We start from the raw sequence: 23,859 nt of genomic DNA, 5'->3' as shown, positions 1-23,859 counted from the left end.
GGACACCGTGTCCGACACCATCACTCCGGAGCTCGTCAGCCTCGACGCGCCCCTCGGGACCGACAAGAAGGACGTGATCCGCGCTCTCGCTCGCCTCGTCGCAGCGCAGGGCCGCGCCACGGACGCCGACGCCCTCGCGAACGATGCGATCGCTCGCGAGGATAAGGACGAGACTGGGCTCCCCGGCGGCATCGCGATCCCGCACGCCAAGAGCGCCGCCGTCACGCAGGCCTCGCTCGCGTTCGCCCGCCTGAAGCCCGGCGTCGCTTTCGGGGCGCCCGACGGTCCCGCTGATCTCGTGTTCCTCATCGCGGCGCCCGCGGATGCCGCCGAGGAGCACCTCGCGGTGCTGTCGCGCCTCGCACGCAGCCTGATGCAGGACGCGTTCACGAGCGATCTTCGTGCGGCAGCGACCGCGGACGACGTCGTGCGCACGGTCCGCGCCGCGATCGGCGAGGCCGACGCTCCCGCGTCGGCTGCCACGGCGACGGCGTCGTCTGCGGCGTCGACTCCGGCCGCCGCGCCCGCCGCGCCCGCCGACGACCTGACGATCAACGGTCGCCCCGCGCGCATCGTCGCGGTCACGTCCTGCGCCACGGGCATCGCGCACACGTTCATGGCCGCCGACGCCCTCACGGCGGCGGGCAAGGAGGCCGGGGTCGACCTCGTCGTCGAGCCGCAGGGATCGAGCGGGTACCAGGCACTGCCCGCCTCGGTCATCGACAACGCCGACGCGGTGATCTTCGCCACCGACGTCGACGTCCGCGAGATCTCGCGGTTCGCCGGCAAGCCGGTCATCCGCTCGGGCGTGAAGCGCGGCATCGAGCAGCCCGCCCAGATGATCCGCGAGGCCGTCGCCGCGGCATCGAACCCGAACGCCGCCCGCGTCAGCGGGGCCGCAGCGGATGCCGGCTCCGGCACGAGCGCGGCTGCGACGCAGAACCTGTCGTGGGGCGCGAAGATCCAGCGCATCCTGCTCACGGGCGTCAGCTACATGATCCCCTTCGTCGCCGGCGGCGGCCTGCTGATCGCCCTCGGGTTCGCGCTCGGCGGCTACGAGGTCACGGCAAACGCGTCGAAGGTCATCATCGACAACGCGCTGTGGAACCTGCCCACGACCGACATCACCTCGCCGTTCGGGCCGCTCGGGCAGTACCTCGGGTCGGTGGCGTTCATGATCGGCTCGACATCCATGGGCTTCCTGGTGGCCGCACTGGCGGGCTACATCGCCTACGCGATCGCCGACCGCCCGGGCATCGCTCCCGGGTTCGTCGCCGGTGCGATCGCCGTCACGATGAACGCCGGCTTCATCGGCGGCATCATCGGCGGGTTCCTCGCAGGCTTCGTCGCCTGGTGGCTGGGACGTCTTCCCGCGCCGCGCTGGCTCCGGGGTCTGATGCCCGTCGTCATCATCCCGCTGCTCGGTTCGATCGTCGCCTCGGGGCTGATGGTCCTGTTCCTCGGTCGTCCCATCGCGGCTCTGATGGCGCTGCTCACCGACGGTCTCACCTCGCTCACGCAGAGCGGTGCGGGCCTCATCGTCGTCGGCGTGATCCTCGGACTGATGATGTGCTTCGACCTCGGCGGCCCGATCAACAAGGTCGCCTACGTCTTCGCGACGACCGGTCTCGCGGCCGCGTCCACGGAGAACACCGCGCCGTACCTCATCATGGCCGCCGTCATGACGGCCGGCATGGTGCCGCCGCTGGCTCTGGCACTCGCGTCGACCGTGCTCGCCCGTCCGCTGTTCACGCCCGTGGAGCGCGAGAACGGCAAGGCGGCGTGGCTGCTGGGCGCCTCTTTCATCAGTGAGGGTGCGATTCCCTTCGCGGCGGCCGACCCGCTGCGTGTCATCCCGGCCTCCCTCGTCGGCGGCGCGATCACCGGTGCGCTCAGCATGTGGTTCGGCGTCCAGAGCTTCGCCCCGCACGGCGGCGTCTTCGTGCTGTTCGCGATCTCCCCGGTGTGGGGTTTCTTCGTCGCGCTTCTGGCGGGTACCGTCGTTTCTGCGCTGTTGCTCGTCGTACTCAAGAAGTACGTCCGCAAGAGCTCCACCGCCCCGGCCCCGGCCGCGGCGACCGCGACAGTCTGAGGAGACACCACCATGGCAGAACGCACCGCCACCATCGCGAGCAGCTCCGGACTGCACGCCCGCCCCGCGAAGCTCTTCGTGCAGGAGGTGCAGTCGAAGGGCGTCCCCGTCACGATCGCCGTCGAGGGCGGCCCCGACCTGAACGCCGGCAGCATCCTGAGCATCATGGGTCTGGGCGCCTCGCAGGGCTCGGTCGTGACGCTCAAGGCCGAGGGTGAGGGTGCCGAGAAGGCGCTCGACGAGCTCGTCGCCTTCCTCGAGATCGACCACGACGCGGCCTGATCCGCTCAGAACACACGGATGCCGTGGACCTTCTGGTCCACGGCATCCGTCGTCTCACCGGTCAGATGTCGGTGGAGTCGCCCGGGTCGAGCGCGACGAACTCGCCGCCGTCCTGCTGTGCCGCCCACGTCAGCCGCTCGCGGCCCATCGACAGGCCCGCCGGCGACAGCGTCATGTCGTGGGTTGCGAACACCCGCCGGGGCTTGACCTCGAGCACGAAGTCCATCGCATCGCCGATCTTCAGCCACGGGGCGCCGACGGGTGCCGCCAGGAGCTTCACCTTCGCCCCCTTGGGCACGGCGTACGAATCGCCCGGATAGTAGAACTCGTCGTCGACGAGGACGCCGACGTTGTCGATCACGGGGATCGACTCGTGGATCACCGCGTGGTGCCCGCCGAAGAACTCGAGACTGAACGGACCCGCCTCGAGCTTGTCGCCGGGGGAGACCTCGCGGATGTCGAATCCGGCCGCAGCCCGCACGACGCCCTCCGGGCCGTAGACCGGGATGTTCGGGAACTGCTCGAGGATGCTCGACAGGTGCTGCGACGTCCAGTGGTCGGGGTGCTCGTGCGTGATGACGACGGCCACGACATCATTCAGACCGTCGAGGGGTGACGTGAAGGTGCCGGGGTCGATGAGCAGGGTCTTGCCGTCACGCTCGAGGCGCAGGCAGGCGTGTTCGTGCTTGGTGACATGCATGCTCTCAGTCAACGCCCGACACGCCCGAGAGGGCAATGGGGGCCCCGATTTTGCCGGATGCGCGGGGCCGTGGCATACTTTAACGGTTGCCTCCGGAGCCCCGGAGAAGACAAAAAAGTACGGCCCCATCGTATAGCGGCCTAGTACGCCGCCCTCTCACGGCGGTAACGCGGGTTCGAATCCCGCTGGGGTCACCAACACGAAACGCCCGTCCACTCGGATGGGCGTTTCGCGTTTCCGGGAAGTAGCGCCCGGGCCCGCGAGGTCAGTCGGCGGTCGAGTTACGTCGCGCGCGGCGCCGACGCGTGGTCGAGACGACGAGCCAGATCAGCGCGGCGGTGAGTCCGATCACGACGAGCCACGGCAGCAGGAATCCGAGCGCCACGATGATTCCGTTGAACGTCGCGATGAGGCCGTTCCACCCCGTCGCAAGCCCGTCGCCGAAGCCCGCGGGATCGGCATCCACCTTCTCGGCGGGCGCCTGCAGCTGAACGGTGAGCGACGAGAGGGCGACCTGCGACTCGAGCGCGGTGAGCTGCTGCTGCAGCGAATCGAGATCGGCCTGTCGCTCCGCGAGTGCGGACTCCGCCGCGATGAGGTCGGCGACCGATCCGGCTTCGCCCATCAGCTCCGTCAGCCTCTTGACCGACGCCTGCCCCGCAGCCACTCGAGCACGCAGGTCGGTGGTCTGGGTCGTGACGTCATCGCGTGAGACCTGAGAGGTCTCGACCTCACCCACGTCCGAGAGTCCGGCGACGGCGTCTTCGAGGCTCGCGGCGGGCACACGCACCGACACCCAGGCCGACCCGGAGGCAGCCGGCCACACCGCGCGGTCATCCGCGTACGGCAACGCCCCCGTCGGCGTGCCGCCGAGGCTCATGGACTCGACGTAGCCGCCCGTCGCGACGGCGGCCGCGCCGATCGACTCCGCCGCGGCGCGGGGGTCGGCGACGACCACGGTCGCGGATGCGGTGGCGACGACGTCGCGCCCGGCGGGGGAGTCCGACACCGTTCCGGAGGTCACGCCTTCGTCGGCCGACCCGTCCAGCGCGAAGGGTTCCGCCTGCGGCGCCGAACCGCCGGCGTCTCGCGACATGTCACCGTTCTCCGGTGCGCCGAACATCGTGTCGGGCGCGGTGGCCGGAGCGACGGAGGACGCCCCGCCGCTGCTGCTCGTCAGCTGCGGAGCGATCGCGGCGGCTACGACGATGACGGCCGCTGCCGCTCCTGACGCTCCCCACCAGGTGCGGCGGCGACGCCGACGCCGGGCCGCGGACACGTCGTCGCGGGCGCGCCCCTCGGCACGTTCGCGAGCGATGTCCGCGAACAGGGCTGCCTCGATCTCATCGATACGGCGGTTGTCGAGGGCGGGAAGATCGTTCATGACTGCTCCGGTTCAACGCTCGAGCGGACGAATGTGCGAATGCGGGAGAGGCGGTTCCGGACCGTCCCGTGGCTGACGCCGAGCTGGTCGGCGGCCGCTTGATAGGCGAATCCCTCTGCGGCGCAGAGCCGGAAGATGTCCTGATCGAGCGGGCTGAGAGATCCGACGGCGGTGAGGATGCGTTCGACCAGATCGCTCTGCGCGACCTGTCGCTCGACGTCGACCGTGTCCGCGACGTCAGCGGCATCCGCGTCGGTCGTGTGGCGGCGTTCACGTTGCCGTCGACGGATGCGGTTCGCGCTCTGGAATCGGCAGATGGTGACGAGCCACGGCAGAAGGGACTCGCCCGCCAGCTCGAGATCGGGAAGCTTCCGCCAGGCCACGAGGAACGTCTCTTGAGTCGCGTCCTCCGCCTCCGCGGGATCGCCGAGCAGGCCGTGTGCGAGCCAGTACACCGGCCGCACGTAGGCGCGGTAGAGCGTCCGGAAGGCGTGCTCGCTTCCGGATGCCGCCGCCTCGACGAGTTCGGCATCACCGCGTGTGATCGTGTCGACCATGCGTCCGAGTCCCTTCCCTCACCCCATCAGTGTCACGTCGTCGCAGACCGTCTCACACCCGGGCCACGGGGGAGCCGGGGTGTAGTCTCGGGAGGCTTCCTCCCCGAAAGGCTCGCATGGACCTCCCCGTGCCGTTCCAGATCATCGCGCTCGTCATTCTGGTTCTCGTGCTCGTCGCCGACCTGCTCATCATCGTCAAGCGGCCCCACATCCCGTCGCCGAAGGAATCGACGCTGTGGGTGCTGTTCTACGTCGCCCTCGCGCTGGTGTTCGCCGGCATCCTCTGGGCGGTCGCCGACGTCGAGCATGCCGGACAGTTCGTCGCAGGATGGCTGACGGAGTACAGCCTGTCGATCGACAACCTGTTCGTCTTCGTGCTGATCATGAGCCAGTTCTCGGTTCCGCGGCGGTACCAGCAGAAGGTGCTGATGGTGGGCATCATCATCGCTCTGGTGCTGCGGGGGCTCTTCATCCTCGCGGGCGCGGCGATCATCGAGCAGTTCAGCTGGGTGTTCTACATCTTCGGCGCCTTCCTCATCTACACCGCGATCAAGCAGGCGCTGCCCGAGGGTGATCACGACGACGACGTGAAGAAGGAGAGCTTCCTCGTCCGCATCATCCGGCGCACGGTCGACATCTCCGACGAGTACGACGGGCCCAAGGTCCGCACGGTCGTCAACGGCAAGCGGATGTTCACCCCGATGATCATCGTGTTCGTGGCCATCGGCGTCACCGACCTGCTGTTCGCCCTCGACTCGATCCCCGCGATCTTCGGCATCACGCAGGATCCGTTCCTCGTGTTCACGGCGAACATCTTCGCGCTCATGGGCTTGCGCCAGCTCTACTTCCTGCTCGGCGATCTGCTCGACCGGCTCAAGTATCTGCACTACGGCATCGCGTTCATCCTCGCCTTCATCGGCGTGAAGCTCATCCTCCACGCCATGCACGAGAACGAGCTCGCGTTCATCAACGGCGGCGAGGGGATCGCCTGGGCGCCGGAGATCTCGACCTGGGTGTCGCTCGGGGTCATCGTCGGCGCCATGCTCGTCGCAACCGTCGCGAGCCTCATCGCCGCCCGTCGCGATGCCCGCGCCGCCGGCCCCACCGAAGCAGCTGCCGCGGTGGCCGGCGAGCAGGGCACGCCCCCGACGGTCGAGCAGCCCGATGCGCGCGAGGACGAGCGCCCGTGACCGGACGTCGCCGCCGCACCCGGTGGTATTCTGACCGCATGCGGATCGCTCGCCTTCTCCTTAGCGGCCGCGGCGAGGTCTCGTTCTGAGCCCCTCCTCGCCGCGGAGTCCGTCGTGGGCTTGATCCCGGTTCGCAAGGAGAACGAAACCCATGAGCATTCCCACCCCTCCCGAGCGCCCGCGCACCCTGGCCGAGAAGGTCTGGGACGACCACCTCGTCGTCAAGGGTGAAGACGGTCAGCCCGACCTGATCTACATCGACCTGCACCTCGTGCACGAGGTCACCAGCCCGCAGGCCTTCGACGGCCTGCGTGCGGAAGGGCGTCCGCTGCGGCGGCTCGATCTCACGATCGCCACCGAGGACCACAACACCCCGACCCTCGACATCGACAAGCCGATCGCCGACCTCACGAGCCGGACGCAGATCGAGACCTTGCGCCGCAACGCCGAGGAGTTCGGCGTGCGCCTGCACTCGCTCGGCGACGCCGAGCAGGGGATCGTGCACGTCGTCGGCCCCCAGCTCGGGCTCACGATGCCCGGCATCACGGTGGTGTGCGGCGACAGCCACACGTCGACCCACGGCGCATTCGGCGCGATGGCCTTCGGCATCGGCACCAGCGAGGTCGAACACGTCATGGCGACGCAGACCCTGCCGCTGAAGCCGTTCAAGACCATGGCCATCACGGTCGAGGGCGAGCTGAAGGAAGGCGTGACGGCGAAGGACATCATCCTCGCCGTCATCGCGAAGATCGGCACCAACGGCGGGCAGGGCTACGTGCTCGAGTACCGCGGCAGCGCCATTCGCGCGCTCTCGATGGAGGGCCGCATGACGATGTGCAACATGTCGATCGAGGCGGGTGCCCGCGCGGGGATGGTGGCGCCCGACGACATCACCTTCGAGTACGTCAAGGGCCGGCCGCACGCACCCACCGGACAGGACTGGGACGACGCCGTGGCCTACTGGCGCACGCTCCCGAGCGATGAAGGCGCCGTCTACGACGCCGAGATCTTCATCGACGCGGCCGAGCTCGAGCCGTTCGTCACGTGGGGCACGAACCCCGGCCAGGGGGTCTCGCTCAGTGCGACGGTGCCGTCGCCGGACGATTTCAGCGACCCGAACGAGAAAGCCGCCGCTGAGCGTGCGCTCGAGTACATGGACCTGCGCCCGGGGACTCCGCTCAAGGAGATCCCGGTCGACGCGGTCTTCATGGGGTCGTGCACCAACAGTCGGATCGAGGATCTGCGCGCATTCGCGTCGATCATCGAGGGCCGGACGAAGGCGGAGGGCGTCCGCGTCATGGTCGTTCCGGGCTCGGCCCGCGTCCGGCTCGAGGCCGAGGCGGAAGGTCTCGACCGGGTCTTCACCGAGTTCGGTGCCGAATGGCGCTTCGCCGGCTGCTCGATGTGTCTGGGCATGAACCCCGATCAGCTCGCCCCGGGAGAGCGCTGCGCGTCGACCAGCAACCGCAACTTCGAAGGACGCCAGGGCAAGGGCGGTCGCACCCACCTGGTGTCGCCGCTCGTGGCGGCCGCCACCGCCGTGCTCGGGCGCCTCGCGTCACCGAGTGATCTGCCCGCACGCGAGAAGGTCGAGGCCTGAACATGGAGAAGTTCGAGACCCACACCGGTGTCGTCGCGCCCCTCAAGCGTTCCGCGGTCGACACCGACCAGATCATCCCCGCCGTATACCTGAAGCGTGTCACGAAGACCGGTTTCGAGGACGCGCTCTTCGCCAACTGGCGGCAGGACCCCGAGTTCGTGCTGAACCAGCCGGTCTTCTCCGGCGCCTCGATCCTCGTGGCCGGACCCGACTTCGGCACCGGATCGAGCCGCGAGCACGCCGTGTGGGCGTTACGCGACTACGGCTTCCGCGTCGTGCTCGCACCGAAGTTCGCCGACATCTTCCGCGGCAATGCGGGCAAGCAGGGGCTCCTCGCGGGCGTCATCTCCGAGAGCGACCGCGAGGCGATCTGGGCTGCCGTCGACGCGCAGCCCGGCGTGCAGATGACCGTCGACCTCGAGGCGCGCGTCGCCTCTCTCGGCGACCTCCGAGTCGCCTTCGAGATCGACGATTACACTCGTTGGAGGCTCCTCGAGGGACTCGATGACATCGGGCTCACGCTGCGCAATGAAGAGGCGATCGCGCAGTTCGAGGCGCGCCGCGAGGCGTGGCGACCTCGGACACTCCCCGTCGCGTAGCCCCGGATCACGCCCCTGAACCGTGGGGCGAGAATCCGCCCCGCCCTCGATCACCAAGTGAGGAAGTCCTGCATGAGCACTCCGTCGAGTGAGCCGAACGCATCGGAGAACGGCAGCCGCCGCGAAGACGGCGAGATCCTCGAGATCCGGGGCGGACGGCCCCTCGTCGGACGTGTCGACGTCAAGGGTGCGAAGAACTTCGCGACGAAGGCGATGGTGGCCTCGCTGCTCGGTGGGACCGAGAGCGTGTTGCGGGACGTGCCCGATATCAGCGATGTCGCCGTGGTGCGCTCGCTGCTCGAGGTGCATGGTGTGACGGTGGCCGACGACGGCGAAGGCACGTACCGGCTCGACCCGAGCGGGGCGGAGTCGGCGGGCTTCGAGGAGATCGATGCGCACGCGGGTGCCTCGCGCATCCCGATCCTGTTCTGCGGGCCGCTCCTGCACCTGCTCGGTCAGGCCTTCATCCCCGACCTCGGTGGATGCCGCATCGGCGACCGACCGATCGACTTCCACCTCGACGCGCTGCGCAAGTTCGGAGCGATCGTCGACAAGCAGCCCAGCGGCATCCGCCTCTCGGCACCCGACGGCCTCCACGGGGCCGACATCGAGCTGCCCTACCCGAGCGTCGGCGCGACGGAGCAGGTTCTGCTGACCGCGGTGCGTGCCAAGGGCACGACCGAGCTTCGCAACGCCGCCATCGAGCCCGAGATCATGGACCTCATCGCCGTCCTGCAGAAGATGGGCGCGATCATCTCCTATGAGCCGAACCGCGTCATCTTCATCGAAGGTGTCGACAAGCTCCGCGGCTACGACCACCGATCGATCTTCGACCGCAACGAAGCGGCGTCGTGGGCGTGCGCCGCTCTGGCGACCGACGGCGACATCTTCGTCGGCGGTGCGAAGCAGCAGGAGATGCTGACGTTCCTCAACGTCTTCCGCAAGGCCGGAGGCGACTTCGACATCCGGGAGGACGGCATCCGCTTCCGTCGTGACGGCGCGCTGCGCCCCGTCTCGGTCGAGACCGACGTCCACCCCGGGTTCATGACCGACTGGCAGCAGCCGCTCATCGTCGCCCTGACGCAGGCCGAAGGCGTCTCGACCGTCCACGAGACGGTGTACGAGAACCGACTCGGGTTCACTCAGGCGCTGAACAAGATGGGCGCGCAGATCGTCGTGCACCCCGAGGGCATCGCGAGCCCGGAGCGTCGTGTCCCGCGCCGGGCCCTCGAGCAGGCGGCCGTGATCACCGGCCCCACGCCGTTGCACGGCGCGGACGTGGTCGTGCCCGACCTCCGCGGCGGCTACAGCTACGTCATCGCGGCTCTCGCAGCCGAGGGGACGTCGGTCGTTCGCAACGTCGGGATCATCCGCCGGGGCTACGAGAAGTTCTTCGACAAGCTCGAGGCGCTCGGCGCCGACTTCGACATCATCGGCTGACGCATGTCCCACAACCGCCGTCGCGCGTCCCCCGAGAAGACGAAGCCGACTCCGTTCTGGTTGGCGGCAGCCGTCGTCCTGCCGGCGGTCGGTCTGCTCGCCAAGATCGAGATCGAGGGTGGGGAGCATCTGCCTGAAGAGGGTCCGTACGTCCTCGCGCCGAACCACTACAGCGAGTTCGATCCGATCGTGATCGCCGTCGCGACCTGGCGGCTCGGACGGGCGCCGCGATTCATGGCGAAGGAGAGCCTCTTCCGGGTTCCGGTCGTCGGCGCGGTGCTCAAGGGCCTCGGCATGATCCCCGTCTCGCGGACGACGTCGGCATCCGCTGCGGGGCAGGCGATCGCCCAGGCCGCCGAGCTGGTGGCCGACGGTCGTGGCGTGATCGTCTACCCGGAAGGGTCCCTCACGCGGGAGCCCGATCTGTGGCCGATGCGCGGCAAGTCCGGCGCGGTTCGCGTCGCGGTGGCGGGCGACATCCCGATCATCCCCGTCGCGACGTGGGGAGTGCAGGCAATCATGCCGCGCTACGGCAAGTTCAGCGTGTGGCCGCTCCGCAAGCGCATCCGGGTGCGGTTCGGCCCGCGCGTCGAGCTGCCCCTCGAGTCCGGCGTCACACCGTCGCCCAGTCAGCTCGTCGCGGCGACGGATGCGGTGATGGGACGCATCGCGGGTCTGCTCGGAGAGCTACGCGGCGAAGAGCCGCCCGCCCAGCGCTGGAACCCGGGGCAGCACGGTCAGAAGGAGACGGGTCGCCTTGAGCCGTAAGACCGAGACCATTGGCCCCCGCGTCACTGTCATCGGCTCGGGAAGCTGGGGTACGACGTTCGGGAAGGTCCTCGCGGACGGCGGCGCGCAGGTCACGATGTGGGCGAGGCGCGCGGAACTCGCGCATGAGATCCGCGAGGGCAAGCGCAACAGCCGGTATCTCCCCGGCATCAATCTTCCGCGTTCGATGACGGCCACCCATCATCTCTCGGAGGCGCTGGAGGGGGCCGAACAGGTCTACCTCGCCGTCTCGAGCCAGGCGCTGCGCGAGAACCTCACGGCCATCCGTCCACTGATCGCCGGCGGCTCCATGCCGGTGGTCTCCCTCATGAAGGGGGTGGAGAAGCGCACGGGACTGCGGATGAGTCAGGTGATCGAGCAGGGTCTCGACTGCGACCCGAATCGCATCGCCGTGGCCTCCGGCCCGAACCTGGCGCTCGAGATCGCGCGGGAGCAGCCGACGGCTGCGGTCATCGCCTCGACCAGCCAGGAGACCGCCGAAGCCGTCGCGCTGCGGTCTCGCAACACCTACTTCCGCTCGTTCGTGAACACCGACGTGGTCGGCACCGAGTTCGGCGGTGTGCTCAAGAACCTCATCGCCGTCGCGATCGGCATCGTCGACGGTGTCGGGTACGGCGAGAACACGAAGGCCTCGATCATCACGCGCGGTCTCGTCGAGATGACGGACTTCGCGGTGGCACAGGGCGCGCAACCCGAGACGCTCCAGGGTCTCGCCGGGCTCGGCGACCTGATCGCGACGTGCCAATCGCCCCTCAGTCGCAACAACACCGCCGGACGCCTGCTCGGACAGGGGTTCTCGTTCCAGGACGTCGTGAAGCAGATGGACCAGACCGCCGAGGGACTCGCTTCGGTGGCGCCCGTTCTGACGCTGGCGCGCGCGGCGGGGGTGCAGATGCCCATCGTCGAGCAGGTCAAGATGGTCTTGGACGGCACGATGAACCCGCGCGACATCGCGCCCCACCTGACCACCGACGACGACAAGCCGACCGGCGAGAGGACCCCCCATGGCGACGACAACAGTAGCGGTGCTCTTCGGCGGGCGTTCCAGCGAGCATTCGATCAGTTCCGCCACGGCGGCCGGGGTGCTGCGCGCGATCGATCGTGAGCGCTATCGCGTGATCCCGGTCGGGATCACGCGGGAAGGCGCGTTCGTCCTCGAGGACGACGACGCCGACAAGTTCGCCCTGAACCCGGAACGGATGCCCGAGGTCGCCGACAACGGCACACGGGTGCTGTGGCCGGAGCCCGGCGGCCGTCGCGAGCTGCGCGTGCGCCGCGCCGACGGAACGGTCGACGCGCTCGGCGAAGTCGATGTCGTGCTGCCGATCCTGCACGGTCCCCACGGCGAGGACGGCACGATTCAGGGCTTCTTCGACACGCTGCAGCTGCCCTACGCCGGAGGCGGGGTCTTCGATTCCGCGCTGTGCATGGACAAGCACTTCATGAAGATCGTGCTGCAGGCAGCCGGCATCCCGGTCGCTCCGTGGGTGACCGTGGACGAGGCGCGATGGCGTCGTGATCCCGAGGGCGTTCGAGCGGATGCCGCAGCCCTCGGCATCCCGAGCTTCGTCAAGCCGGCGCGCGCCGGATCGAGCGTCGGCGTCTCGAAGGTCCACGAGGCTGCTGAACTCGACGCCGCTCTCGAGCTGGCGTTCGCGGAAGACGGCAAGGTGCTCATCGAGCCTGCGATCGTCGGCCGCGAGGTCGAGGTGGCGGTCCTGGAAGGTCGCGGCGGTGAGCCGGCCCGCGCGTCGTTGCCGGGCGAGATCGTGCTGACGACCCGCGAGTTCTACGACTTCGAAGGCAAGTACCTCGGTGGTGACGGCGCGGAGGTCGTCTGCCCCGCCGACGTCACGGCCGACGAGATCGATGCGCTCCAGCGCATGGCGGTCGCCGCTTTCACCGCCGTCGACGGTCGCGGTCTGGCGCGCGTCGACTTCTTCCAGACGGCGGACGGCCTGTACGTCAACGAGCTGAACACGATGCCGGGGTTCACGCCGATCTCGATGTTCCCCAAGTGCTGGATCGCCTCGGGCCTCAGCTACGGCGATCTCATCTCCGAACTGATCGAGGTCGCGCTCTCGCGAGTGTCCGAGCGCGTCTGAGCGCACGCGGACGACGCGGCCTGTGGCACTGCCTCAGGGGCTGACCGGCGTCGGCACCGGCGTCGCCTCCGCGCGGTCGACGCATTCGCCGCCGTCGCGGGGGAGGCGGGAGACGACCCGCGAGAGCTCGTCGAGCACCTGGCGGCTCGAGACGCCTTGCGCGTCGTCGGAGGTCTCGGTGTCGAAGTAGAGCTCGACGGCGGGGGTGCGGCCGAATGTGACGACCCGGAACTTGGGTGCTTCGGACTCGTCGATCACCCAGTCGACGCCCGCCACCGACTCGCACCGCAGCGTCGTCGGACCGGGCGACGCGACGCCGCACGAGAAGATGACGGTCGTGGGGTCGCCCCATGCCGCGGTGGCCTGACTGTCGGTCCAGCGTCGCTCCGCACCGGCGACGGTCTGGGGAAGGCGGACCATGACGTCCGCGCACTCGGGGGAGTTCGCCTGCGGCGCCGATGGAACGTTGACGGTACCGGCGCAGCCTGCGAGGACGAGGGCCACCGAGGCCAGGACGAGAGCGGGGATCATTCGGCGGCGGGACACCTCTCCAGGGTACTGCGCGGCGAGCAGGGCCGACCGCGGCGGTAGCGTGGACGCATGCCCGAGCCCGCATCCGCCACCCCCGTCGGCTCGCTCTCGGAAGAGGCGGTGCTCGCGCACATTCTCGAATGCCTCGGTCCCTCGGATGCCCTCGTCGGGCCGGGCGACGACGCGGCGGTCCTCCGTCTCAGCGACGCGCGCGTCGTCGTGACCACAGACACGCTCATCCACGGTCCCGACTTCCGTCTCGCGTGGTCGTCGGGTCGAGACCTCGGCGCGAAGGCAGCGGCGGTCAATCTCGCCGACGTCGCCGCGATGGGTGCACGCCCCGTCGCGCTGTTCGTCGCGCTGGCGATGCCTCCCGAGACGACCATCGGGTTCGTGGGCGAGCTCGCGGCCGGCCTCCGTGAGGCCTGCGAGGAGCTCGCACCGGGATGCCGGGTCGCCGGGGGCGATCTCACCAGTTCTGACACGCTCACGGTCGCCGTCACCGCGATCGGCGAGCTGGAACCCGGTCGCGCTCCGGTGCTGCGGTCGGGTGCGCGTCCCGGCGACGTCGTGGCGATCTGCGGAGATGTCGGGCTCGCGGCGGCGGGTCTCGACATCCTGTTCGAACGGTTCCGCGATGAGCGAGGCGCCGCCATCACTGTCGACGCCGGGTCGCTGTCCGACTCAGAGCGTGCGGCGGTGGCGGGCCAGCTCCGCCCGCGCCCGCCCATCGCCTCTGGGGTGGTCGCGGCGCGCTCTGGGGCCACCGCGATGATGGACGTCTCCGACGGACTCGTGCGGGATGCCCGTCGGCTCGCCCGTTCGTCCGGCGTGACGGTCGACCTCGAACGGAGTGCGCTCGGCGTGGACAGCGATCGTGCTCTCCGCGGCGGGGAGGATCACGCCCTCCTCGCGACCTTCCCCGAGGGGACGGCCCTGCCGGCGGGCTTCCGTGCGATCGGTTCGGTGAGTGAGGCCGGTTCCGTCCCGCTCACCGTCGACGGTCGGGCGGAGCGGTCAGCCGGCGGATGGGATCCCTATCGCGACTGGGACGGTGCCGGCGGCTGATCGTCGTCGATCGCGCGTTCGAACCACCACAGCGCAGTGTCGCCGTAGCGCTTGCTGCGCAGCGGTTCGAGGAGCGCCGGAACACGGGGCTCGGGGGAGCGGCTGGCGCGTTCGACGATGACGATCGCACCCGGCGCGGCGACCTCGCCCAGCAGCGCGAGAGTGACCGCGAGGGCTTCGTCGTCGAGGTCGTATGGCGGGTCGACGAAGACGAGGTCGAAGGGCCCGGATGCCGACTGGAGGAATGCGTCGGCGCTGCTGCGATGGACTCGGACGGCCGATGAGCCGACGGCACGGGCGACAGTGCGCGCATTCCGCTCGGTCACCGCGGCTGCCGCGGTCGACTTCTCGACGAGGTCGACGGACGCCGCTCCACGGCTGACAGCCTCGAGTCCGAGGGCGCCCGAGCCGGCATAGAGGTCGAGCACGCGGGCGCCGTCGAGGATGCCCGACGCGTCGAGCCCGCCGAAGAGCGATTCGCGCACCCGGTCGCTCGTCGGGCGGGTGCCCCGATCGGGAACCCGCAGGACGAGCGATCCCGCGGAGCCGGCGATGATCCGCGTCATGACGGCCCCGCAGCCCGCGTGACAGTGTCGTCGCCGGCGCTGCCGCGTTCCTCGTCGCGCAGGCGCGGCTCGCTGCGCAGCTCGGGACGGAACCCGGCCTTATCGGCGTAGAACTCGCGGATGACGTCCATGTCGGCGGCGACGTCGCCCGTGAGCTCGATCGTCGGGCCGAGGCCGGTGGTCATGGTGGTGCGATCGACGTACCCGAGGGTCACGGGCAGGCCCGAGGCGCGGGCGATGCGATAGAAGCCCGACTTCCACCCGTTACGGGAGGTGCGCGTCCCATCAGGGGTGATGACGAGACCGAACACCTCGCCCGCGGCGATCTGCGCGAGCACATCGTCGACGACGCGCGAGGGGTCGTCGCGATCGACGGGGATGCCGCCCAGACGACGCATCGGGCCGCGCCGCCAGCCGCGGAACAGGCTCTTCTTGCCGAGCCAACGGATGGGTATCTGCAGGCGCCACGCGATCGCGAGCATCAGCACGAAGTCCCAGTTGGAGGTGTGCGGCGCCCCGATGAGGATGGTCGGCCCTGTGGGGGCGGGGGTGCTGACGAGGCGCCAGCGGCTGAACGTCCAGAAGAGGCGGGCGATCGCGCGTCGGAGCATGCTCTTACCGTAAAGCCTGGCGGCAGCGTGTCCGACCTCCTGCCTAGACTCGACTCCATGCCGCAGGTCGACCTGGATACCCCGCTGGTGCAGGCCGTGGGTGAGAAGGTCGCCGCGACTCTGTCGCGCGCGTTCTCGATGTCGACGGTCGGCGACCTGCTCGCGCACTACCCGCGTCGCTACGCCCGTCGGGGTGAGCTGACCCCCATCTCGTCCCTTCCCGTGGGCGAGATGGCGACGATCGTCGCGGAGGTGAAATCGGTGTCCGAGCGTCCCATGCGTCAGCGTCGCGGGTCGCTGATCGAGGTCGTCATCAGCGACGGTGTCGGCGAGGCGACGCTGACCTTCTTCGGACAGAAATGGCGGCTGCAAGAGCTCCGTGTCGGGCGGCAGGGCATCTTCTCCGGCAAGGTCGGCGTGTTCAAGGGGAAGCAGCAGTTCGCCCACCCCGACTACGAGCTCTTCGACGACGAGGTCGAGGCGCGCGTGACGGCCGTGGCACGAAGCCTCGAACCGATCCCCATCTACTCCGCCACGAGCACCATCACGAGCTGGCAGCTGCGCAAGATCATCGCCGACGTGATCGGCCGGCTCGGCGACGTGCCCGATCCGCTGCCCGACAAACTGCGCGAACGCCGTCAGCTCCTCGATGCACGGACGGCGCTCGTCCAGGTGCACACACCGACTGTCCCCGAGCAGGTGCGTCCGGGGTTCGAGACGCTCCGCATGCACGAGGCCTTCGTCCTCCAGGCGGCGCTGCTGCAACATCGCATCCAGGTGCGGCAGCTCGCCGCCACCGCGCGGCCCGCGGGCGACCTGCTCGAGCAGTTCGACGCCGCCCTCCCGTTCGAGCGCACGCCCGATCAGATCGCTGTCGGCGACGCGATCGCCGACGATCTCGTCAACGAATGGCCGATGAACAGATTGGTGCAGGGCGAGGTCGGATCGGGCAAGACGCTCGTGGCCCTGCGGGCGATGCTGCAGGTCGCGCAGTCCGGAGGCCAGGCGGCGCTCATCGCGCCGACCGAGGTTCTCGCCGCGCAGCACGTGCGATCGATTGCGAAGATGCTCGGCCCGCGACTGGCGCCCGAGCTCATGCCCACGCTGCTCACCGGGGCGCAGCCCGCGGCCGAACGGCGAAAGGCCGCCCTGCGCGCGGCATCCGGGCAAGCGCGGATCGTCGTGGGCACCCACGCGCTGCTGAGCGCCTCGACGACATTCGCCGATCTCGGTCTGGTCGTCGTCGACGAGCAGCACCGGTTCGGCGTCGAGCAGCGCGAGGCGCTTCGCGCGAAAGGCACCTCCCCGCACGTGCTCGTCCTGACCGCGACGCCGATTCCGCGGACGGTGGCGATGACGGTCTTCGGAGACCTCGACGTCTCCACGATCCGCACGATGCCGACCGGGCGCGCGGGCATCTCCACGTTCGTCGCGCCCCTCGCCGAGAAGCCGGGATGGTTCGGCCGTGTGTGGGAGCGCGTGGCAGAAGAGGTCGCGGCCGGCAGGCAGGCCTTCGTCGTGTGCGCGGCGATCGACGCCGAGAAGGCCGTCGTCGACGACACCGACGACGCGGGCATGCTCGAAGACGGCACGCGAACGCGCACACGCTGGGGAGTCGTGCAGGCCACCGCGATGCTCGCACAGCATCCGTCGTTCGCAGACCTCACCGTGGCGACGTTGCACGGCAAGATGCCAGCCGACGAGAAGGATGCCGTCATGCAGGCCTTCGCCCGCGGTGACATCGACGTACTCGTGGCCACGACCGTGGTGGAGGTCGGCGTCGACGTGCCCAACGCCTCGACGATGGTGATCCTCGAGGCCGAGCGCTTCGGTGTGTCGCAGCTGCACCAGCTCCGCGGACGCGTCGGCCGAGGGAGCGTGCCCGGGCTGTGTCTCCTCGTCACCGAGGCCGACCCCGACACGGCTGCGCGGTCGCGCGTAGAGGCAGTGGCGGCCACGACCGACGGCTTCTCCCTCGCCGAGGTCGACCTCGAGCTCCGAGGCGAGGGAGACGTCCTGGGCGACGCTCAGTCGGGCGCGCGGTCATCGCTGCGTCTCCTGCGCGTCGTCGCTGATGCCGATCTGATCGCGCAGGCGCGCGACGAGGCCGCGTCGGTGCTGCAGCACGACCCCGATCTGTCGGGGCATCCCGGGCTCGCCGCCGCCATCGCGCGGCGCCTGGGCGAAGAGGAGCGCGGCGCGCTCCACAGGAACTAGGCTCAGACCATGAGCAACCGGATCGCGGTCGTGCCCGGCTCCTTCGATCCGCCGACCCTCGGCCATCTCGATGTGATCCGTCGGGCTGCGGCTCTGTACGACCAGCTCCACGTTCTGGTCGTCCACAACCCCGGCAAAGAGGCGATGCTCCCCATCGCGCAGCGGCAGGCGCTTCTCGAGCAGTCGATCGACGAGGCCGGCATCGAGGGCGAGATCGTGGTTGCGGCGTGGAGCATGGGTCTGCTCGTCGACTACGCCACCGACGTCGGCGCCGGCATCCTCGTCAAGGGCATCCGCTCGCAGGTCGACGTGGCCTACGAGACGCCGATGGCGATCGTGAACCGACACCTCGCCCGGATCGAGACCGTGTTCCTGCTTCCCGACCCGGCGCACGCGCTCGTGTCGAGCTCGCTCGTGCGACAGGTCGCCTCACTCGGCGGAGACGTCGCGCCGTTCGTACCGGGGCCCGTCGCCCGCTTCCTCGACACGGGATCGCGCGGCATCTGAGTCCGGACGCCCTCGCGGCGACTACCATGGTCGATCGTGGGTAGAAAGCACGTCACCGGACCATTCGTCATCCCCGTGCACGACATCGTGCGCCAGCCGGGGGAGATGCGGGAGTTCGCGTTCAGCGTGCCCGCGCCCGACAAGTGGGGCGAGGGTCTCGTCTCCGTCGCTGCGGGCCAGCCGATCGATCTCGAAGTACGCCTCGAGTCGGTGCACGAGGGCATCCTGGCGACCGCTGAGGCCGACACCGTCTACGACGGTGTGTGCGGTCGGTGCCTCACGGAGCTGACACGCCCCCTCCGAATCGAGTTTCAGGAGCTCTTCGGGTATTCTGGGGACGAAGCGTCCGACTTCGAGGTTCAAGACGACCACGTGGATCTTGAAACTCCGGTCAGGGACTCGATCGTCCTGGCGCTTCCGTTCCAGCCGGTGTGTCAGCCGGATTGCCCCGGGCTCGACCCGGTCACGGGTGAGAAGCTGACGCCGGGAACGGAACCTGCCGAGCAGGTGCAGATCGACCCGCGCTGGGCCGCGCTGACGGCCTACACCCCAGACCACGACGACGCAGACCACCGCGTCGCGCCCGACACAGAGAAGAGCTAGCCATGGCAGGTAACCCCCCGAAGCGGAAGGTCTCCCGCTCCAACACGCGTTCGCGTCGCGCGCAGTGGAAGGCCGAGGCTCCCGCCCTCGTCAAGACCATCGAGAACGGCAAGGTCGTCTACAGCCGCCCCCACCAGGCGAAGGTCGTCACCGACTCGCAGGGCACCGAGCTGTTCCTCGAGTACAAGGGTCGCAAGGTCGCTGACGTCTGACGACGAGCGGCGTGACTGAGAACATCACCGAGCGCTCGGCGCTCACCGACAAGCTCGGGGTCGACATCGACCCCGAGCTTCTGTCGCTCGCCCTCACTCATCGGTCGTATGCCTATGAGAACGGCGGGACGCCCCACAACGAGCGCCTGGAATTCCTCGGCGACTCGATCCTGGGCCAAGCCGTCACCGTGCACCTCTTCCGCACCCATCCCGACCTCGATGAGGGGGCGTTGGCCAAGCGGCGTGCGAGTGTCGTCTCGACGGTCGCTCTCGCCGAGGTCGCTCGGACGATCGGGCTCGGCGACCACATCATGCTCGGCCGCGGCGAGACGCAAACCGGCGGGCGCGACAAGGACTCGATCCTCGCCGACGCGATGGAGGCCGTGATCGGCGCGGCGTTCCTGTCGGCGGGAGCCGAGAAGGCGCAAGACCTCGTGCTGCGATTGGTCGCCCCCCTGCTAGCGGATCCGGCGCGGTACGGCGCTGCCATGGACCCGAAGACTTCGCTGCAGGAGCTGGCGGCCCATCTGGGGGTCGCGCCGCCCGTATACGCTATCGAGGCGTCGGGACCGGACCACAACCGCGTGTTCACCGCGACCGTCACGGTTGGCGACGTGTCACGCCAAGGCGTGGGGAGCAGCAAGAAACAGGCGGAGATGGCTGCGGCCCTGTCTGTGTGGCACGAGCTGTCAGCCCGTGCCTGAACTGCCCGAGGTCGAGGTCGTTCGTGCCGGGCTCGAGCCTGCCGTCGTCGGTGCGCGTATCGAGGCGTGCACGGTCCTGGACCCTCGCGCGCTCACCCGACACGTCGGGACGCCGGAGTCGTTCGAGCGCGAGCTGACCGGCCGCTCGTTGAAGGCGGTAGCGCGCCGCGGCAAGTTCCTGTGGTTCCCGGTGCAGGGCACGGGCCGCGCTGTGATCGCGCACCTCGGGATGAGCGGGCAGATGCTGCTCCGCGAGCCGGGTGCGCCCACCGAGCGTCACGAACGCATTCGCTGGGACATCGTTCATCCCGAGCACGGCGAGCTCGCCGTGCTCTTCGTCGACCAGCGGACCTTCGGCTCCCTCGCAGTGGACGATCTCGAGGCCACCGCCGACGGAGCCGCAGGCGGGCGGGGAACCGATGCTGCACTGGTTCCGGGTCAGGTGCGACACATCGCCCGCGACCCCCTCGACCCGGCCTTCGACGCGCCGCGCTTTCATCGGGAGCTGGCCCGCCGCTCGTCGGGCATCAAGCGCGTCCTGCTCGACCAGGGTGTGGTCAGCGGCATCGGCAACATCTACGCCGACGAGGCGCTGTGGGCTGCCCGCATTCACCCGGAGACCGCGGCATCCCTCCTCTCGCGGCCTGCGCGCGAACGCCTCCTCGAGGCCGTCGTCGCGGTCATGACGAAGGCTCTTGCAGAGGGCGGTACGAGTTTCGACGCCCAGTACGTCAACGTCAACGGGCAGGCCGGCTACTTCGCTCACTCGCTCGAGGCCTACGGGCGCACCGGAGCGGAATGTTCGCGGTGCGGGTCCGCGATCATCCGGGTCGCGTTCACGAATCGCTCATCGCACTACTGCCCGCGCTGCCAGCGGCGGAGGTGACGGGGCAGGCGGGCTCCGCGCCCGCCGTACGTGGCACGAGCGGGGCGCAACCCTTGCGCGTGGGCGAGTCGCCGTGCTTTCATAAGCTGTCAGGCAGCTAATCATGTTGCCGCTCCGGGAGGTTGAGTCGATGGCTGAAGACGCGAAACCGGGCGTGCTCGCACCCATCCGCCGGGTACCAGCAGCCGAAGCCGTGCTTCGAGCGCTCCGCAAGGCGATCCGTGACGGGACCTTCCCCGTCGGTTCGAAGCTGCCGTCCGAGGCCAAGCTCGCCGCCGAGTTCGGTGTCAGCCGGCCGGTCGTTCGCGAAGCGCTCCTCGGGTGCGCGACCCTGGGCCTGACCGTCACCCGGACGGGGAGTGGGACTCGCGTCGTCTCGCAGACCGAGGACGAGGGCCTGAAGCTCGGCCGCTACTCGGCTCGTGAACTGTCCGAGGCTCGACCCCATATCGAGATGCCCGCTGTCGCCCTCGCCGCTGCACATCGGAGCGACGACGACGTCGCGACGTTGAGGCAGCTGATCGACGAAATGGAAGCCATCACGCGCGGCGAGCTCGACGGCGGCATCATCCGGTGGGTCGAGCTCGACGCCCGATTCCACACGACCATTGCGCGACTGAGCCGCAACGGCATCTTCGAGCGCATGGTCGGCGAGATCCGCGAGGCCATGGTTCGGCAATCCGGATTCCTGACCCTCGTCGCAGCCCGCGCGGAAGAATCCGACGTCGAGCACCGCCGCATCCTCGAAGCCATCGCGGCTGGAGCGCCGGGCGAGGCTTCGGCTGCCATGAGCCATCATCTGCGCGCCGTGGACGCGGCCGTGGATCGTATCGACAGGCTGTGATCTGAAACGCCGGCGCCGATGATCGCCGACTCCTGACGCGAGGACGTGCCTTCCGACGACCACGCCCCGAGTCCATCGCCGACCGGTGTTCCCGCGAACACCGCGTTGTTCCACCATCCGCAGCGTGCCGTCTATCGGCGTGCCCGAAACAGGCCGGTTCAGCAACCGGCTGAACCTTCTGAGAGGAAGAGATGTCCAGCAGTGAAGCCCCTCGCAACGAGGCGAGGGAAGACGTGTCGGATGCCGCGCTGGTGAACGAGGAAAAGGGCTACAGCAAGAATCTGTCTGCCCGCCAGATCAACATGATCGCGATCGGCGGTTCGATCGGGACCGGGCTCTTCCTCGGCGCCGGTGGCCGGCTCGAGACCGCGGGGCCGTCTCTCGTGCTGTCCTACGCCCTCTGCGGTCTTTTCGCGTTCTTCATCCTCCGCGCACTCGGGGAGCTGGTGCTCCACCGGCCGTCGTCGGGCTCGTTCGTGTCTTACGCCCGAGAGTTCTTCGGAGAGAAGGCCGCCTTCGTGTCCGGATGGTTCTACTGGGTGTCGTGGGCGACGACGGCGATCGTCGACATCACCGCCGCTGCCCTGTACATGAACTTCTTCGGAAAGTACGTCCCGTGGATCGGTGCGGTGCCCCAATGGGTCTGGGCTCTGACTGCTCTCGTCCTGGTGCTCACCCTCAACCTGCTCTCCGTCAAGGTGTTCGGTGAGCTCGAGTTCTGGTTCGCATTCATCAAAGTCGGTGCGCTCGTCAGCTTCCTCGCGGTCGGTGCGTACTTCGTGTTCTTCGGTACGCCGATCGACGGTCAGGACGTCGGTTTCGCGTTGCTTTCGGGCAACGGCGGCTTCTTCCCCAACGGGCTGCTGCCCATGATCCTGGTGATGCAGGGCGTCATCTTCGCCTACGCGTCGATCGAGTTGATCGGCACCGCGGCCGGCGAGACCAAGAACCCGGAGAAGGTGATGCCGCGCGCCATCAATGCCGTGATCATCCGCATCGTGATCTTCTACGTCGGCTCCGTGCTGTTGCTGGCCCTCCTGCTGCCGTACACCGCGTACAGCGCGGGGGAGAGCCCGTTCGTCACCTTCTTCGCCTCCATCGGCGTGCAGGGCGTGGATACGCTGATGAACTTCGTGGTCCTCACGGCGGCGCTGTCCTCGCTGAACGCCGGCTTGTACTCCACCGGCCGCATCCTCCGGTCCATGTCGTCGGCAGGGTCGGCGCCGAGGTTCGCGAACCGGATGAGCCGTGCGGGTGTGCCGTACGGCGGCATCCTGCTCACCGCCGTTGTCGCGCTGGTCGGGGTCTTCCTGAACTACGTGGCGCCGTCGGAGGCGTTCGAGACCGTGCTCAACGTTTCGGCCGTGTGCATCGTCGTCACCTGGGCGACCATCATCGTCTGTCAGCTGCGGCTGAAACACCTGAGCGACCGGGGAGCGATGGTCCGCCCGTCCTTCCGCATGATCGGCGCCCCGTACACCGGGTACCTGACACTGCTCTTCCTGCTGTTCGTGCTCGTCATGACCTTCGTGTCGTCTCCACAGACGATGGTCGTGACGGCCGTCATGTCAGCCGGCATGGCGGCGGGATGGTTCGCGTGTCGTCGGCGCATCGCACAGATCGCCGCCTCACGGGAGGGGTACACCGGGGTCTACCCCGTCGTGCCGAGTCCGTTCGGTGAGGATGAGGCCCCGTCGGCGCGGCCTGTAACAAGGGGTTAGGACCGAGCTGCGAGCGGTAGTTTCTCCTGACGCGACAAGGATCGGAGTGCCCCGGATGCTGACCCCTTACATGACGGAGCCTGGGTTGTTGGCGTCACTGCGTGGCCAGCAGTACATCGTTCTCAGGCCGACAGTCGCGGTGGCGGCCTTCTACGAGAGCGAGCAGTCGAAGCTTCTGACGCGGCTGCCAGGCTCGACGCCGCACCCGAACACCGGGCACGTCACACTCCGCGGGCTCTACGAGCCGGACCGAGTGCACGTGGTGCGGGACCTCATCGAGTCATGGGCCGACGCCATGACGCCGATCGACCTGATCGTCGATGCGATCGACGGGTTCCCGCCCCCGTTCGCAGTCCTCATCGCGCGGCTTGCGCGTACGAAATCCCTGACCGAGGCGTACTCGAGCTTGACCGAGCTGCTCGACGCCACCGATGTTCGCCGGATCGGGGAGCTTCCGCTCGACGACTGGGTGTTCCACCTCTCAATCGCGTACGCGAGTGCGCTCGACGAGCAGGAGTGGCACGACGTCCTCGCGGCGAGTGCGCGAGCAGTGACGTCCTCTCCGCGTGAGCGTGTCTCATCTGTCGACTTCGTCTGGTACGACGACGACGGCGAGCACATCGACAGCTTCGCCTTGCGGTCATCCTGAGG

At 68.9% G+C, this 23,859-nt stretch carries 25 protein-coding genes and 1 tRNA gene; 20 read left to right on the top strand and 6 right to left on the bottom strand.

Annotated elements, in window-relative coordinates; translation table 11 throughout:
* The first annotated feature begins 7 nt into the window (after positions 1 to 7).
* A complete protein-coding gene (locus tag ACU6RU_RS06530; protein ID WP_446726157.1) occupies positions 8 to 2,092 on the top strand; it encodes a PTS fructose transporter subunit IIABC in 2,085 nt (694 codons plus the stop codon).
* Between the two features lie 12 nt (positions 2,093 to 2,104).
* On the top strand, positions 2,105 to 2,374 hold the full coding sequence (locus tag ACU6RU_RS06525; protein ID WP_023951028.1) for an HPr family phosphocarrier protein: 270 nt from the start codon (positions 2,105 to 2,107) through the stop codon (positions 2,372 to 2,374).
* A 61-nt stretch (positions 2,375 to 2,435) separates the two neighbouring features.
* Here ACU6RU_RS06525 and ACU6RU_RS06520 read toward each other — a convergent pair whose 3' ends face one another.
* On the bottom strand, positions 2,436 to 3,074 hold the full coding sequence (locus tag ACU6RU_RS06520) for an MBL fold metallo-hydrolase (RefSeq protein ID WP_446726156.1): 639 nt from the start codon (positions 3,072 to 3,074) through the stop codon (positions 2,436 to 2,438).
* 121 nt (positions 3,075 to 3,195) lie between these two features.
* On the opposite strand from ACU6RU_RS06520, the gene ACU6RU_RS06515 reads away from it, so the two are divergent.
* Positions 3,196 to 3,271 (top strand) — tRNA-Glu (locus ACU6RU_RS06515).
* Between the two features lie 68 nt (positions 3,272 to 3,339).
* Here the strand turns inward: ACU6RU_RS06515 and ACU6RU_RS06510 are convergent.
* Positions 3,340 to 4,458, bottom strand: coding sequence for a DUF4349 domain-containing protein (locus ACU6RU_RS06510; RefSeq protein ID WP_446726155.1), 1,119 nt, complete (start codon positions 4,456 to 4,458; stop codon positions 3,340 to 3,342).
* Positions 4,455 to 5,015, bottom strand: a complete 561-nt coding sequence (locus tag ACU6RU_RS06505) for an RNA polymerase sigma factor (RefSeq protein ID WP_289331373.1) — start codon at positions 5,013 to 5,015, stop codon at positions 4,455 to 4,457. The genes ACU6RU_RS06510 and ACU6RU_RS06505 overlap by 4 nt, the downstream gene beginning before the upstream one ends.
* 116 nt (positions 5,016 to 5,131) lie before the next feature.
* Between ACU6RU_RS06505 and ACU6RU_RS06500 the strand changes: the two genes are divergently transcribed.
* The 7 genes from ACU6RU_RS06500 to ACU6RU_RS06470 all read left to right on the top strand — a co-directional run bounded on the left by ACU6RU_RS06500 (position 5,132) and on the right by ACU6RU_RS06470 (position 12,738).
* Complete coding sequence (locus ACU6RU_RS06500) at positions 5,132 to 6,205, top strand: TerC family protein (protein WP_120262736.1); 1,074 nt, start codon at positions 5,132 to 5,134, stop codon at positions 6,203 to 6,205.
* Positions 6,206 to 6,356: 151 nt separating this feature from the next.
* A complete protein-coding gene (gene leuC / locus ACU6RU_RS06495; RefSeq protein WP_446726154.1) occupies positions 6,357 to 7,805 on the top strand; it encodes a 3-isopropylmalate dehydratase large subunit in 1,449 nt (482 codons plus the stop codon).
* A 2-nt stretch (positions 7,806 to 7,807) separates the two neighbouring features.
* Positions 7,808 to 8,404: a 3-isopropylmalate dehydratase small subunit gene (gene leuD / locus ACU6RU_RS06490; RefSeq protein WP_446726153.1), complete on the top strand. Its 597-nt coding sequence runs from the start codon at positions 7,808 to 7,810 to the stop codon at positions 8,402 to 8,404.
* A 72-nt stretch (positions 8,405 to 8,476) separates the two neighbouring features.
* Entirely contained in the window at positions 8,477 to 9,844 is a 1,368-nt protein-coding gene (gene murA / locus ACU6RU_RS06485) for a UDP-N-acetylglucosamine 1-carboxyvinyltransferase (protein WP_120262733.1), read from the top strand.
* Positions 9,845 to 9,847: 3 nt separating this feature from the next.
* A complete protein-coding gene (locus ACU6RU_RS06480) occupies positions 9,848 to 10,612 on the top strand; it encodes a lysophospholipid acyltransferase family protein (protein ID WP_120262732.1) in 765 nt (254 codons plus the stop codon).
* Positions 10,602 to 11,738 carry an NAD(P)H-dependent glycerol-3-phosphate dehydrogenase gene (locus tag ACU6RU_RS06475; protein ID WP_120262731.1) on the top strand — a complete coding sequence of 379 codons (1,137 nt, stop codon included), beginning with the start codon at positions 10,602 to 10,604 and terminating at the stop codon, positions 11,736 to 11,738. The genes ACU6RU_RS06480 and ACU6RU_RS06475 overlap by 11 nt, the downstream gene beginning before the upstream one ends.
* Entirely contained in the window at positions 11,638 to 12,738 is a 1,101-nt protein-coding gene (locus tag ACU6RU_RS06470; RefSeq protein ID WP_120262730.1) for a D-alanine--D-alanine ligase family protein, read from the top strand. The genes ACU6RU_RS06475 and ACU6RU_RS06470 overlap by 101 nt, the downstream gene beginning before the upstream one ends.
* A gap of 33 nt (positions 12,739 to 12,771) precedes the next feature.
* Here ACU6RU_RS06470 and ACU6RU_RS06465 read toward each other — a convergent pair whose 3' ends face one another.
* A complete protein-coding gene (locus tag ACU6RU_RS06465) occupies positions 12,772 to 13,284 on the bottom strand; it encodes a DUF3515 family protein (protein ID WP_446726152.1) in 513 nt (170 codons plus the stop codon).
* 54 nt (positions 13,285 to 13,338) lie between these two features.
* Between ACU6RU_RS06465 and thiL the strand changes: the two genes are divergently transcribed.
* A complete protein-coding gene (thiL, locus tag ACU6RU_RS06460; RefSeq protein ID WP_446726151.1) occupies positions 13,339 to 14,337 on the top strand; it encodes a thiamine-phosphate kinase in 999 nt (332 codons plus the stop codon).
* On the opposite strand, the gene rsmD is transcribed toward thiL, so the two are convergent.
* Positions 14,307 to 14,903 (bottom strand): 16S rRNA (guanine(966)-N(2))-methyltransferase RsmD, encoded by a 597-nt coding sequence (gene rsmD / locus ACU6RU_RS06455; protein WP_289331378.1) that lies wholly within the window; start codon positions 14,901 to 14,903, stop codon positions 14,307 to 14,309. The two genes, thiL and rsmD, sit on opposite strands and share 31 nt — an antisense overlap.
* Positions 14,900 to 15,514: a 1-acyl-sn-glycerol-3-phosphate acyltransferase gene (locus ACU6RU_RS06450; RefSeq protein WP_120262726.1), complete on the bottom strand. Its 615-nt coding sequence runs from the start codon at positions 15,512 to 15,514 to the stop codon at positions 14,900 to 14,902. Before ACU6RU_RS06450 ends, rsmD begins: the two co-directional genes overlap by 4 nt.
* A gap of 57 nt (positions 15,515 to 15,571) precedes the next feature.
* On the opposite strand from ACU6RU_RS06450, the gene ACU6RU_RS06445 reads away from it, so the two are divergent.
* The 9 genes from ACU6RU_RS06445 to ACU6RU_RS06405 all read left to right on the top strand — a co-directional run bounded on the left by ACU6RU_RS06445 (position 15,572) and on the right by ACU6RU_RS06405 (position 23,857).
* Entirely contained in the window at positions 15,572 to 17,731 is a 2,160-nt protein-coding gene (locus tag ACU6RU_RS06445) for an ATP-dependent DNA helicase RecG (RefSeq protein WP_446726150.1), read from the top strand.
* A 9-nt stretch (positions 17,732 to 17,740) separates the two neighbouring features.
* The gene (gene coaD, locus ACU6RU_RS06440; RefSeq protein WP_120262724.1) at positions 17,741 to 18,238 is read left to right on the top strand and encodes a pantetheine-phosphate adenylyltransferase; all 498 of its coding nucleotides are present in this window, start codon (positions 17,741 to 17,743) and stop codon (positions 18,236 to 18,238) included.
* A gap of 105 nt (positions 18,239 to 18,343) precedes the next feature.
* Positions 18,344 to 18,841 carry a YceD family protein gene (locus tag ACU6RU_RS06435; RefSeq protein WP_120264314.1) on the top strand — a complete coding sequence of 166 codons (498 nt, stop codon included), beginning with the start codon at positions 18,344 to 18,346 and terminating at the stop codon, positions 18,839 to 18,841.
* Positions 18,842 to 18,843: 2 nt separating this feature from the next.
* Positions 18,844 to 19,053 (top strand): 50S ribosomal protein L32, encoded by a 210-nt coding sequence (gene rpmF / locus ACU6RU_RS06430; RefSeq protein WP_013586329.1) that lies wholly within the window; start codon positions 18,844 to 18,846, stop codon positions 19,051 to 19,053.
* A gap of 11 nt (positions 19,054 to 19,064) precedes the next feature.
* Complete coding sequence (rnc, locus tag ACU6RU_RS06425; protein ID WP_120262723.1) at positions 19,065 to 19,757, top strand: ribonuclease III; 693 nt, start codon at positions 19,065 to 19,067, stop codon at positions 19,755 to 19,757.
* Positions 19,750 to 20,643: a bifunctional DNA-formamidopyrimidine glycosylase/DNA-(apurinic or apyrimidinic site) lyase gene (mutM, locus tag ACU6RU_RS06420; protein WP_446726149.1), complete on the top strand. Its 894-nt coding sequence runs from the start codon at positions 19,750 to 19,752 to the stop codon at positions 20,641 to 20,643. Before rnc ends, mutM begins: the two co-directional genes overlap by 8 nt.
* Positions 20,644 to 20,773: 130 nt before the next feature.
* Positions 20,774 to 21,487, top strand: coding sequence for a FadR/GntR family transcriptional regulator (locus ACU6RU_RS06415; RefSeq protein ID WP_120262721.1), 714 nt, complete (start codon positions 20,774 to 20,776; stop codon positions 21,485 to 21,487).
* Positions 21,488 to 21,678: 191 nt separating this feature from the next.
* Positions 21,679 to 23,208, top strand: a complete 1,530-nt coding sequence (locus ACU6RU_RS06410; RefSeq protein WP_446726148.1) for an amino acid permease — start codon at positions 21,679 to 21,681, stop codon at positions 23,206 to 23,208.
* Between the two features lie 88 nt (positions 23,209 to 23,296).
* On the top strand, positions 23,297 to 23,857 hold the full coding sequence (locus ACU6RU_RS06405) for a 2'-5' RNA ligase family protein (RefSeq protein WP_289331382.1): 561 nt from the start codon (positions 23,297 to 23,299) through the stop codon (positions 23,855 to 23,857).
* Positions 23,858 to 23,859: the final 2 nt, after the last annotated feature.

The sequence above is a fragment of the Microbacterium sp. F1-18 genome (assembly GCF_052921305.1).
Note: the sequence above shows the minus strand (reverse complement) of the source record. Positions and strands in the feature narration are given on the sequence as shown.